This is a genomic window from Alishewanella maricola (assembly GCF_016343785.1).
Classification (GTDB): domain Bacteria; phylum Pseudomonadota; class Gammaproteobacteria; order Enterobacterales; family Alteromonadaceae; genus Alishewanella; species Alishewanella maricola.
In genome coordinates, this window is record NZ_JAEINI020000005.1 from 325534 (window position 1) to 337145 (window position 11612).

General features: G+C 46.7%; 13 protein-coding genes. 5 read left to right on the plus strand and 8 right to left on the minus strand.

Annotation, left to right across the window (positions count from 1 at the left end; genetic code table 11):
- Positions 1-98: 98 nt before the first annotated feature.
- From JAO78_RS10295 to JAO78_RS10305, 3 genes are all read right to left on the minus strand, one after another.
- The gene (locus tag JAO78_RS10295; protein ID WP_226751259.1) at positions 99-1046 is read right to left on the minus strand and encodes a cobalamin biosynthesis protein CobD/CbiB; all 948 of its coding nucleotides are present in this window, start codon (positions 1044-1046) and stop codon (positions 99-101) included.
- Positions 1047-1058: 12 nt separating this feature from the next.
- Positions 1059-1769 carry a 5'-methylthioadenosine/S-adenosylhomocysteine nucleosidase gene (gene mtnN, locus JAO78_RS10300; protein WP_226751260.1) on the minus strand — a complete coding sequence of 237 codons (711 nt, stop codon included), beginning with the start codon at positions 1767-1769 and terminating at the stop codon, positions 1059-1061.
- A 100-nt stretch (positions 1770-1869) separates the two neighbouring features.
- Complete coding sequence (locus JAO78_RS10305; RefSeq protein ID WP_226751261.1) at positions 1870-2754, minus strand: pirin family protein; 885 nt, start codon at positions 2752-2754, stop codon at positions 1870-1872.
- A 187-nt stretch (positions 2755-2941) separates the two neighbouring features.
- On the opposite strand from JAO78_RS10305, the gene JAO78_RS10310 reads away from it, so the two are divergent.
- Both JAO78_RS10310 and JAO78_RS10315 read left to right on the plus strand, forming a co-directional pair.
- Positions 2942-3481, plus strand: a complete 540-nt coding sequence (locus JAO78_RS10310) for a porin family protein (protein WP_226751262.1) — start codon at positions 2942-2944, stop codon at positions 3479-3481.
- 136 nt (positions 3482-3617) lie between these two features.
- The gene (locus JAO78_RS10315) at positions 3618-3968 is read left to right on the plus strand and encodes a HopJ type III effector protein (RefSeq protein WP_226751263.1); all 351 of its coding nucleotides are present in this window, start codon (positions 3618-3620) and stop codon (positions 3966-3968) included.
- Between the two features lie 60 nt (positions 3969-4028).
- Here JAO78_RS10315 and JAO78_RS10320 read toward each other — a convergent pair whose 3' ends face one another.
- Both JAO78_RS10320 and JAO78_RS10325 read right to left on the minus strand, forming a co-directional pair.
- Positions 4029-4223 (minus strand): hypothetical protein, encoded by a 195-nt coding sequence (locus JAO78_RS10320; RefSeq protein WP_226751264.1) that lies wholly within the window; start codon positions 4221-4223, stop codon positions 4029-4031.
- Between the two features lie 150 nt (positions 4224-4373).
- Positions 4374-5036, minus strand: a complete 663-nt coding sequence (locus tag JAO78_RS10325; protein WP_226751265.1) for a DUF2726 domain-containing protein — start codon at positions 5034-5036, stop codon at positions 4374-4376.
- Between the two features lie 189 nt (positions 5037-5225).
- On the opposite strand from JAO78_RS10325, the gene aceB reads away from it, so the two are divergent.
- The gene (gene aceB / locus JAO78_RS10330; protein ID WP_226751266.1) at positions 5226-6827 is read left to right on the plus strand and encodes a malate synthase A; all 1602 of its coding nucleotides are present in this window, start codon (positions 5226-5228) and stop codon (positions 6825-6827) included.
- Positions 6828-6867: 40 nt separating this feature from the next.
- Here the strand turns inward: aceB and JAO78_RS10335 are convergent, their stop codons facing one another.
- Entirely contained in the window at positions 6868-7806 is a 939-nt protein-coding gene (locus JAO78_RS10335; RefSeq protein WP_226751267.1) for a LysR family transcriptional regulator, read from the minus strand.
- Positions 7807-8002: 196 nt separating this feature from the next.
- Here JAO78_RS10335 and JAO78_RS10340 point away from each other — a divergent pair, with 196 nt between their 5' ends.
- A complete protein-coding gene (locus JAO78_RS10340) occupies positions 8003-9595 on the plus strand; it encodes an isocitrate lyase (protein ID WP_226751268.1) in 1593 nt (530 codons plus the stop codon).
- Between the two features lie 120 nt (positions 9596-9715).
- On the opposite strand, the gene JAO78_RS10345 is transcribed toward JAO78_RS10340, so the two are convergent.
- On the minus strand, positions 9716-10408 hold the full coding sequence (locus tag JAO78_RS10345; protein ID WP_255654558.1) for a tRNA-uridine aminocarboxypropyltransferase: 693 nt from the start codon (positions 10406-10408) through the stop codon (positions 9716-9718).
- 126 nt (positions 10409-10534) lie between these two features.
- Between JAO78_RS10345 and JAO78_RS10350 the strand changes: the two genes are divergently transcribed.
- Entirely contained in the window at positions 10535-11443 is a 909-nt protein-coding gene (locus JAO78_RS10350; protein WP_226751269.1) for a pseudouridine synthase, read from the plus strand.
- A gap of 9 nt (positions 11444-11452) precedes the next feature.
- Here the strand turns inward: JAO78_RS10350 and JAO78_RS10355 are convergent.
- Positions 11453-11612 (minus strand): DUF188 domain-containing protein (locus tag JAO78_RS10355; RefSeq protein WP_226751281.1); only part of this gene is annotated, 160 nt, incomplete at its 5' end.

An 11612-nucleotide genomic window follows, 5' to 3' on the forward strand; every position in this document is an offset into this window, starting at 1 on the left:
ACTGATTGCTTAAGTTTATGCAACATATACCTTGCTAGCGTTGTTTGTCCAGTTTTGTTATTCGGTGCGGTAAGTCATCTTGAAAGAGTGTAGCAGGCTTACCCTAAGTTAAAGAACAAGATTAAACCGGCGATTGCCGCAAAACAGAGTAATAACAAATTAAACTGATGCTGTTGTAAACGCAAAATACGACGTAAATCGGCGATATCCGGTTCATAAGCTTGTTGCAAACGCGGGCGATCGACCCGTTGTTTGCGGTAATAGAGTGGCCCAGCTAAACTCACCTGCAAGGTTTGGCTTAGCCGAATTAATAACCCTAATTTCGCTTTGGGCATCGTTGCACCTTTAGACGCTAACAGTGTTGGCGCTCTGCGAGAATGACGCTGTAGCCAATACAGCGCAGTACTCAGCCAATAAGGTAACAGGTTCAACCCTTGTTGCACTTGCGCTGCGGCTTGGCCAAAATGTTGGTACTGCTCTAACTTAACGGACCATTGCTGGCTGGCTATTTGACTCAATCGATAACACAGCACCCCCGCGGCACCGGCGAGCAGATACCAAAACATGATACCGATGATTTGCTGGCTAAACCTCAGGCAAAGGCTTTCGAGTAATGCTTTGACTAAGCCCATTTGGCTTAACTGCGCGGTATCTCTGAGCAGCAATAAGCGCGCTTGAGTTTTCGCTAAGCTAAATAAAGACTTTTCCAAGCTGATGATGATTTTTTCGGTTTGCCGCACATAAGGTTGCCAGTTTAAACAACAAAGTAACACGATCACATCAATCAATGGCGGCCAACTGGCCAATAAATATAAGCCAACCAGCAAGGCTAAAGGGATGCTAACGGCGACAAATAAAGCCAAGCCACCGGAGAGACGTTGCTGACTGCTGGCACGTGTTGGATCAGGATGAACCTTGCGCGCTAAGGCTCGGCAAAATGCGGCATAAAAGCTGAGTGGATGATAAATCAGTGGAATAGGTAGCAGCCGAGCAAGCAGCAGGGCCGCGACCAGTATGATCAGCGATAGAGCAAATTCGTTTGCCATCAGCAACGCAGGTTACAGGTTTAAGTCAGCGATAGCGCCCAACATTTCCATTACCATGGCTGAACTGTTTTTGGCTGCAACTTCTAAGTAGGCTTCGAAAGAATCGGGTGATTCTTTACCGGCAATATCACTAAGGCTGCGGATCACCACAAAAGGGGTATTCAGCATATGACAACTTTGTGCAATGGCCGCGCCTTCCATTTCAACTGCTAGCATGCTGGGAAAATGTTGTCGTGTTTGGGCAATCCGTTCAGGATCACACATAAAGCTATCACCGGTGGCAATTAAGCCTTTTTTGGTTTTACAAAAGCCTAACGCAGCAATGCTTTGTTCAGCGGCCGCCATTAACGCGGGGTGCGCTTTGTAGGCGGCTGGCATTTGTGGTACTTGGCCCATTTCATATCCAAAAGCGGTCACATCAACATCATGATGCCGTACTTCGGTACTGATCACGACATCGCCGACGCTTAATTCAGGATCAAAACCGCCAGCCGACCCCGTATTGATGATGCAGTCAGGTTTAAATTGGCAAATCATTAAGGTTGTGGCCACGGCTGCGGCAACTTTACCAATACCTGATTGCACTAAAACGACATTTTTACCGGCTAAAGTACCGATGTAAAAAGTATAGCCGCCTAACTTTTCTGTACGATTTAATTCAATTTGTTGCTGTAACAGCGCAATTTCAGGTTCCATTGCGCCAATAATGCCGATTAATTGCATGGTCCCGCCTAGGCAAGTAAAAAAACGCTAGTATAAACGGGGTGGCAGTGAAAAGCATTGCCTTTCCTGCCAAACGTGCGGATTACGCTAAAACAACCGGTTATTGCTGCAACGGGATCGGCTGCATGGCCTGACCAGAGGTCAGGCGACCATGTTGATAATCGCTAACCGCCTGTTGGATCTCAGCCATGGTGTTCATTACAAAAGGACCATATTGCACAATAGGTTCAGCAATGGGCCGGGCGGCGAGCACAAGAAAGCGTACCGAGGTTTTTGCGCTGAGCGATACCGCACCTTGTGTTGATAATACTGCAGCTTGATGCTCAGGTAAGGTAATCTGTTGCTCAGCGCTGTGCAGCTCTAAAGTTCCTTCATAAGGATACAGTAAGGCGTTATGACCATCAGGCAGCGGTAACTGTAGCTGAGCACCAGGCGATAAATGAATATCAAAATAGACGGGTTCCGTACTTAATCCTTGGATCGGACCTTGCACCTGTTGGTCTTGATAACAAAAGTTGCCAGCAATCACTTTAACGCGAATACCGTCAGCGGCTTGTACTACCGGTATTTGCGTAGGGTTGATATCAACGTAAGCGGCTTCTTTCATTTTTTCTTTGGCGGGCAAATTAATCCACAGTTGAAAGCCGCGCATCAATCCAGATTCTTGCTGCGGCATTTCCGAGTGAATAATGCCTCTTCCGGCACTCATCCATTGTACACCGCCGCTTTTTAGGTGACCTTGATTACCCAAGTGATCTTTATGCAACATATGGCCATCAAGCATATAAGTCACCGTTTCAAAACCGCGGTGAGGGTGTGCGGGGAAACCGGCAATATAATCATCCGCTTGTTCCGAGCCAAAACAGTCGAGCATTAAAAAAGGATCCAACCTGAAGTCAGCAGATTGTCCTACGCTGCGTTTTATTTTTACCCCAGCACCGTCTGATACTGTCACGGCAGGTATAAGCGTTTTTAATTTACGCATAATGTCTCCTTAAATAGTTAAGATGATTAAACCGGATAAGCAATCGAATGAAAATTGCAAAAAGTGCCGACTAATCTTCAATAAAGTAGAACGATGGCAGTTCAGTTAGCATTAAGGCGTGAGCGCTAAAGTGCCAGTCAGTAACCTTGCTGTATCGGTCATGCCGATAAGATGATTGGAGATTGTCATGAAAAAACAACTAATTTGTATAATGTTATTCAGTAGTGCTGCGGCCACCGTACAAGCGAACTCAGATATTCGTTGGGATTATCTTGGTTTAGGTTATACCGATGCGGCAGGAGACGGACCTTATATAGAAGGGTCATTACGCGTAGCGCCATCCTGGGTATTACAGGGCGAGTTCAGCCCACAAACGGTGGCATCACAAGACTTCAATGCCTTTCGTTTCGGCGTGACTTATCTCAGTGGGTTTAAACTCGACTTTACACCGAACAGCCAAACTTACTTGCAAGCGGGTATTGATGGCGTCAGCGGTGATCGTGATGATACCGGTGCTTTTTTCGGTATAGGCGCTCGCCATCCGTTAACGCCACAAGTTGAGTTATTAACAGAAGCCAGTTATCACACCTTAGGCGATAACTATGGCAGTGCTACGGCCGGAATTGCTTATTACTTCAGCCCAGACTGGGCCCTAAGAAGTACGTTGTCGTTAAATAGCGGTGACACGAAAAACGTTTTTCGTTTTGGTATGACCTATCAGTTTTAAATCAGCCCACAGTTAGCCGTTGTTGCCCGCAGCTTGCACAGAATATATTTACCCGTGGCTGGCGCAAAGCATTGCAGTTGCGTCAGCCAACTCTTAATATTGAGTACTTGGCTAGCGCGACAGCGGAAGTGATACTATGTTAGACGATTTTTTTATCCAGTTAAGTACCGAGCCTGACAGCATTAGTTTTGCGCAAACTATGGCCGTTATTGATAAACACTATGATTTTACTGCCGTGGCTTTTGAAAATGGCGAAGTGACTAATGCCGCCGATCAGAACAACGGTTCCTGCAAAATCTTTGCATTTGGTCTGTTACACCAGTTATCGGAACCGCAAACCTTACAGTTATTTGGTGAGCATTATCGCCAGGTAATGGCCACTCCTAATGGTGCCGATCATCAAAATATTCGCAATTTTTTGATCACCGGTTGGAATGGCATTCGTTTTTCAGGTAACGCCTTACAGCTAAAAAGCACCGCTGTTTAACTCAAAAAATAAGGCCAGCATCTGCTGGCCTTATTACTTAACCGCTCTTCCTGAGCTGCGTTATACCGTCACATTAATGTTCTGGCCAAGATTTCCAACAGATTGTGCAGCGGCAGTAGGCTCAATACTTTGCATAGCATTTTGTACTAAGCTCGTGGCCATTTGCCCTTGCTGTTCTTGTTGTTTCTTTGCCATCACAGCGCCCAGCACTTCAAAAGCCTGAGCAGACGCAAGTGCGCCAACGGATTGACTCATAGAACCTCCTATTAGCAACAGGTCATCTGGTTATCGGCAAGCGGTTGGCAAACTTTAGGCATTTTTTTGCCTTATTAAAAAAGGTGAATGCCGCCTGTTGCAGCAGGCGGCATTCGATCTTAGCGCGGAGTGACTCATTTCTCCAAAGCGTTAAGAAACTTGGACTAGCGCGGTAGATTGCGCTTTAATTTGTGACTTTGATAAAGCCGGTGACATTAAACGGCCTGATAGGGCGGTATTCACCAAAGCCGGCTTAACAGTACGGATTGGCCGGGTAGGGCCTTTTTTCACTAAACCTTTTAATAAGGGTTCCACTTTCGGTGCCGGTTTACCCAGTTTAACCGCGAGTGCCGCTTGTAATTCGGTTACGGTGTAACCTGCCTTAATAGCAATACGTAAATAAGGCACGCCAGCTGCATCAAGCGCACCACTTACAAACCAATCTGGTACGGCTTTGTGCCCTTCTTTATTTTGTGGATTAACTAAGTCAAGTACAGCCACCACTTTCATCGTTTCAGGTTCGCACAAGACATAATCGAGATATTTGGCATTAAGCTTTAACTGGGTGCTGCGCCGGTTTTTGTCAGAGACACTGGCCTTGATATCTAAGACATCGGCTAAGCGCACTCTGTTCATAATACGATAGTCATTTTGTACTGCTTTATCTAATAAACCCAAAAAAGAACGTTCAACCGGACTAAACAACGCAGCCTTCCGCTGCACTTGGAACGGGTTACTATTGTCAATAAAACGACTGGCAACCAAAGCAATAACCACGACCAGTAGCACTAATAACAGCATGATAAACTCCATGCTTACCTCCGACAAAGAATTGACAGCAAGAACGATGAGTTCAAACAAGCATAAGCTGTGCCAATATTTTTAATGCGGTGCTAACAAGGTTATTTTTTGAATTGATGCCAGCCATCATCTTCATTAATGGTATTTATATGTAATTTAGGCTTATAGTTACTGCATCTGAAATAGTACAAGGACACGATCATGGCAGCAGTAACAACTTGTGGCGCGCTGACTATCAAAGGCGCAATGCCTGAAGCCTATCAAGAAATTTTAACGCCAGCGGCTTGCGAATTTGTCGCAGAGCTTGCTCAATTATTCCGCCCGCCGTTAAAAGAGCTGTTAAGCGCACGGCAACAACGCCAAGCCAAATATGATGCCGGTGCTTTACCTGACTTTTTAGCAGAAACGGCAGCGATCCGCCATGGCGATTGGCAAGTGGCCGCTTTACCCGCTGATTTACAAGATCGTCGTGTCGAAATTACTGGGCCGGTAGAACGCAAAATGATCATAAACGCGTTAAATGCGGATGTTAAAGTGTTTATGGCGGATTTTGAAGATTCGCAAACACCCAGTTGGGATGGCATGGTGGAAGGGCAAATCAATTTACGCGATGCTAACCTTGGCACGATCAGTTATACCGATCCACAAAGCGGCAAACATTATGCGCTAAAAGAGCATCCCGCTTTATTAATTGCCCGTGTGCGTGGCTTGCATTTATGGGAAAAGCACATTGAATTGGCAGGTGAACCGATCCCCGGTGGCTTGGTCGATTTTGCTTTGTATTTTTATCATAACTATCGCACCCGCCTGAAAAATGGCACCGGGGTGTATTACTACGTACCCAAATTACAAAGCCATTTAGAAGCGAAATGGTGGGATGATATCTTCCGTTACACCGAGCAACGTTTTGCTGTGCCTATTGGGACGATCCGCGCGACCGTGTTGATCGAAACGCTGCCAGCGGCTTTTGAAATGGACGAAATCCTTTATATGATGAAAGACCATATCGTGGCATTAAACTGTGGTCGTTGGGATTATATCTTCAGTTATATCAAAACATTAAACAACCATCCGGATCGCGTGTTACCCGATCGGCAGGTCGTTTCTATGCATAAGCCGTTTTTAAGTGCTTACTCTCGCTTACTCATTAAAACTTGTCATAAACGTGGCGCTTTAGCCATGGGCGGCATGGCGGCCTTTATTCCGGCAAAAGATCCGGCGGTGAATGCCGCGATTTTAGAGCGCGTGACCGCGGATAAAGAATTGGAAGCGAGTAATGGCCATGATGGTACTTGGGTGGCACACCCTGGTTTAGCCGCTACGGCTAACGGTGTGTTTGCCAAGTACTTAGGTGATAACACTAACCAGTTAGCCGTATCACGTGCTGACGATGCACCGATCACCGCTGCCGAATTACTCGCGCCCTGTGATGGTGATCGTACGGAAGAGGGCATGCGTACTAACATCCGCGTTGCCTTGCAATACTTAGCGGCGTGGATCAGCGGCAAAGGTTGTGTGCCCATTTATGGCTTAATGGAAGATGCCGCCACAGCGGAAATCTCTCGCACTTCCATTTGGCAATGGATTAAACATGGTAAAGAGTTAAGTAACGGTAAACTTGTTACCAAAGCCCTATTTGCTTCTTTTTTAGAGGAAGAGGCAAAGGTGGTGTTAGCAGAAGTTGGGGCAGAAGTGTGGCAAAGCCAGAATTTTGCTCGGGCGCAAGCCTTATTGCTAGACATTACCACAGCTGATGAACTGACAGATTTCCTAACCCTGCCGGCTTATCAGTTGCTTGATTAACCTGACGTAACCATTTTGGGGCGCGATTTAGCGCCCTTTTTTATTTGAGCTCTTCGGCGGTTTCGGCAATTAAGCGTCGAAACCAGATATGGCTGGCATCCTGGTGTAACAGGGGGCTCCAGATCATCTTCAGTTCAATCGGTGGGATAGCAAAGGGCGGATCCATGATGGCCATGTTAGCGTCGTTCTCATATAGTCTAGCGGCTCTACTGGGCAAGGTGGCAATTAAATCGATACTGACCGCTAAATGCATGGCAACATGATAGTTACGGGTAAAAACGGTAATATTACGCTGCTTACCTAATTTGGCCAGCGCTTCATCAACCCAACCGAGCTTCTGTACGTCTTTTGGATCCATCCCTACGCCAACACCAAAACCGGTTTTACTGACCCAAATATGTTGGGATTTTAAATAGCTATCCAAATTGAAGCTCTGTAACACAGGATTTTGGCGGTTGATTAAACAAGAAAAACTATCTCGCCAAACGGTTTTTTGATGGAACGACTGCGGTAAATGATCAAAGCGGTTAATCGCCATATCGACCTTACCATTTTCCACATCATGAAAGTTAACATCTGACGGTGTCATAATATCTAAGCTGCTGAACGGCGCTTGTACGCGTAGCTTTTTCAACAAGGCGGGGATCAAGGTTGAGGCCGCATAATCACTGGCCATAATACGAAAAACCCGTTGGCTTTGTGACGGTTCAAAATCTTTATTGGGCTGTAAGGTTTCTTCTAGGGTGAGCAATACACCACGCACTATAGGCGCTAATTCGCGGGCGCGTTCAGTGGGCACCATACCTTCTGAGGTGCGCACTAATACTGGATCGTTTAACAAATCACGTAAGCGTTTTAAACCATTACTCATCGCTGGCTGAGTGATGTTTAATTGGTTCGCCGCCCGAGTCACATTTTGTTCTCGCAGCAATACATCCAAGTAAACCAACAGGTTTAAGTCCATCTTATTAATATTCATCAGTAAAATACTCAGCAGCAATATTATTCGTGTTCTGAATCATAACATTGGCCAGAGCAAGACCCAAGCTGTGGTACTAACATTCACAAAATAAATGACGAGCATCATAAAAATCAGCTTTATGAATTAAAGTTTTGTTGGCTATAGTGAAAGCACACCAACCCAGTTACGAAAAATTGTTTAAGAGGGAAACACTATGTCAGCTTACTCAGAGCACGTGCAACAAGTCGAAGCGTTATGTGGCAAAGAAAAAGGCTGGAATGCTATCAGCCCAGAGTATGCAGCTCGCATGCGTTTGCAAAATCGTTTTCACACGGGTTTAGATATTGCGAAATACACCGCAAAAGTTATGCGTGAAGATATGGCCGCTTACGATGCAGATAGCAGCCAATACACCCAGTCATTAGGTTGCTGGCATGGTTTTATTGGTCAGCAAAAACTGATCGCCATTAAAAAGCACTTTGGTAGCACCAAGCGTAAATACTTATACTTATCCGGTTGGATGATTGCAGCACTGCGTTCAGAGTTTGGCCCGTTACCTGATCAATCTATGCATGAGAAAACTTCAGTACCGGCTTTAATTGCTGAATTGTACAACTTCTTAAAACAAGCTGATGCGCGTGAGTTAGGCGGCTTGTTCCGTGATCTAGATGCCGCACGTGCTGCCGGTGATGCCGCTAAAACTGCCGCAGTACAAAACAAAATCGATAACTTTGAAACGCACGTAGTACCGATCATTGCCGATATCGATGCCGGTTTTGGTAACGAAGAAGCCACTTACTTACTCGCGAAAAAAATGATCGAAGCCGGTGCTTGTGCCATTCAAATTGAAAACCAAGTATCGGATGAGAAACAGTGTGGTCACCAAGACGGAAAAGTCACCGTGCCGCATGCCGACTTCTTATCAAAAATTAATGCCGTACGTTACGCTTTCCTAGAGTTAGGGGTAGATGACGGTGTTATCGTTGCCCGTACCGATTCATTAGGTGCCGGTTTAACCAAGCAAATTGCCGTGACCAACGAGCCAGGCGACTTGGGCGACCAATACAACAGCTTCTTAGATGGTGATTACATTAGCAGCGCTGATGATATCGCCAACGGTGATGTGGTGGTTAAAGCCAATGGTAAGCTGTTAAAACCAAAACGCTTAGCCAGTGGCTTATTCCAGTTCAAAGCCGGTTCAGGTGTGGATCGTGTGGTACTAGACTGTATCACATCACTGCAAAACGGTGCTGACCTACTGTGGATTGAAACTGAAAAACCACATATCGGTCAAATCAAGGAAATGGTTGACCGGATCCGTGAAGTGGTTCCTGGTGCTAAGTTGGTTTATAACAACAGCCCATCTTTTAACTGGACGCTTAACTTCCGTCAACAAGTGTTCGATGCATGGAAAACTGCAGGTAAAGACGTCTCAGCTTATGATCGTGCCGGCTTAATGGCAGAGCAGTATGATACAACGGAATTAGCTCTAGAGGCCGACAACCGTATCCGTACTTTCCAAGCTGATGCGGCGCGTGAAGCGGGTATTTTCCACCACTTAATTACTTTACCTACTTATCATACAGCAGCGCTGTCGACAGATAACTTGGCGAAAGAGTACTTTGGTGCCGCCGGTATGCTGGGTTATGTTGCAGGCGTACAACGTAAAGAAATCCGTCAAGGTATCGCCTGTGTGAAACACCAAAACATGTCAGGTTCTGATATTGGTGATGATCACAAAGAGTACTTCTCTGGTGATGCTGCCTTAAAAGCCGGTGGTTCGCATAACACGATGAACCAGTTCTAAGCGTCAAATTGTGTCTTACTTTCGCAACGTGGTCAGGTTAATCTGACGTTGGGCGGCCAGTGGCTGCCCTTTTTTATGCCGCTAATCACAGCGCAAGCAGATAAAACGCTAATGCTCACTTTAGAAACGGCTATCAGGCTCAGCCAGATGCGGCTTACCTTTTATATAGGCACGGCGAAACTGTACAAAGTAGTCACGCAGGGCTTTGGCTGCCAGCGGTTCAGCTGCCAGTTCTAACACGGCAATGGCGACCTCAGCGGTACAAAGTTGATGTAAATGAGCGGCTTCACGCAGCACATAATCACTGGCTTGAGTGGGTTGAATACCCAGCACCGGTAATGTTGCTAAATACGGGCTGCGAAACATTTTTTTGGCTTCGCGCCAAGTGCCATCTAGCATCACAAACAGCGGAATGCGCTCAGCGGTGGCTTGCGCCAGCGCGTTGGCGTCAGCTATACAGCGCTCTGGCGCAGCATATTGTTGTGGGAACACCACAATAGGCACATATTTGGGATCGTGGAGTAGTGCTAATAAAGCGGCATCTGGCTGGGTGCGATCCCAAACAAAGGCATGGCTATCGGCGGCAATATCACAAATCAGTCGGCCGGTATTGGTGGGTTTGTAACATTCGCCGGTGTACATAATAAAGCAGAAAGCCGCGCGCGCTTGTGGCGCGGGGCGAAGCGCACAAATACATGCGGTCGCGGGCAATAAACAGTTTTCACAGCGGCGCACCTTACTCCCCCGAGCATTAAACACCCGCGTGGCTTTAAGTAGCTCACGTTGTCGTAATTCTAAGATGGCGTTGGCCATGATGGTGCATCCTCTTGCGCGCGTGTTTGCGGTGCTGTGCTTGCTAACGGGCGCGTATTGTACGGGCTTTTATGCTAAAATTCGCGCTCTTTTTGTGAACGGCAGGCCTTAGGCGCGAGTGACTTTGTGAGTATTGCAACCCAAGCTTCAGAAATTACCCTACCGGCAAATAATGCGGGATGGCCGACGGTATTGGCATTTTTAATCGCGAAGTTTCCAGGCGTCTCGGCTGCAATTTGGCAACAGCGCATTCAACAGGGTAAAGTGCATTGGTATCAAGGCGAGTGTATTAACGAGCATACCGCTTTTTTACCCAGTCGGCGGCTTTGCTATTACCGCGAAGTCGAAACCGAGCCGGTGGTCCCGTTTGCACATCGTATTATCTATCAAGATGCGCACCTATTAGTGGCCGATAAACCGCATTTTTTGCCGGTTACCCCAGGGGGCAGCTTTGTTAATGAATGCCTGTTGCAACGTTTAAAAACAGACACCGGCAATCAAGATTTAGTGCCTCTGCATCGTTTAGACCGCGATACCGCGGGTTTGGTGTTATTTAGCCTGCAAGCCGACAGCCGTGCGCTTTATAGTCGGTTATTTAGTGCTGGGCAGATCAGTAAAACCTATTATGCGGTGGCAGAGGTGGCGCAGTTTCATGATGCACTGCCGCAACAATGGCAGCTGCATAATCGGATTGAGAAAAGCCAGCCCCGGTTTTTAAATAAAATTTGTGCTGGCGAGCCAAACGCCTCATCAACGATCCGCTTGCTTAAGGTTGAGGCCGGTTTAGGGGTGTTCCAGTTACAAGCACATACCGGTAAAACGCATCAATTACGCTTACATATGCAAAGTTTAGGCTGGCCGATTTTACACGATGCCTATTATCCCGTGTTAAAACCTAAAAATAGCGGCGATTTTAGCCAGCCGTTGCAATTATTAGCCGCTGAAGTCAGTTTTATCGATCCGATCAGCGCCGAGTTACGGCGCTTTTCCTCTGAGCAAAAACTCGCCTTTGGCCCCGCTTTAGCCGCAGATTAAGCCAAGGTTTTAGAGCGTGCGGCTTTGTAAAATGCGATCTAATTGATTGGCAAAGGCTTGTCGATCAGCCTGATTGAGCGTGGCGGGGCCACCCGATTGAATACCACTGGCGCGCAGCGTTTCCATAAAGTCACGCATAGTGAGTTTTTGCTTGATGGTATCGGCGTGA

Coding starts and splice junctions, on each gene's coding strand:
- JAO78_RS10295 (WP_226751259.1), bottom strand. CDS start 1,046: ATGGCAAACGAATTTGCTCTATCGCTGATCATACTGGTCGCGGCCCTG.
- mtnN (WP_226751260.1), bottom strand. CDS start 1,769: ATGCAATTAATCGGCATTATTGGCGCAATGGAACCTGAAATTGCGCTG.
- JAO78_RS10305 (WP_226751261.1), bottom strand. CDS start 2,754: ATGCGTAAATTAAAAACGCTTATACCTGCCGTGACAGTATCAGACGGT.
- JAO78_RS10310 (WP_226751262.1), top strand. CDS start 2,942: ATGAAAAAACAACTAATTTGTATAATGTTATTCAGTAGTGCTGCGGCC.
- JAO78_RS10315 (WP_226751263.1), top strand. CDS start 3,618: ATGTTAGACGATTTTTTTATCCAGTTAAGTACCGAGCCTGACAGCATT.
- JAO78_RS10320 (WP_226751264.1), bottom strand. CDS start 4,223: ATGAGTCAATCCGTTGGCGCACTTGCGTCTGCTCAGGCTTTTGAAGTG.
- JAO78_RS10325 (WP_226751265.1), bottom strand. CDS start 5,036: ATGGAGTTTATCATGCTGTTATTAGTGCTACTGGTCGTGGTTATTGCT.
- aceB (WP_226751266.1), top strand. CDS start 5,226: ATGGCAGCAGTAACAACTTGTGGCGCGCTGACTATCAAAGGCGCAATG.
- JAO78_RS10335 (WP_226751267.1), bottom strand. CDS start 7,806: ATGAATATTAATAAGATGGACTTAAACCTGTTGGTTTACTTGGATGTA.
- JAO78_RS10340 (WP_226751268.1), top strand. CDS start 8,003: ATGTCAGCTTACTCAGAGCACGTGCAACAAGTCGAAGCGTTATGTGGC.
- JAO78_RS10345 (WP_255654558.1), bottom strand. CDS start 10,408: ATGGCCAACGCCATCTTAGAATTACGACAACGTGAGCTACTTAAAGCC.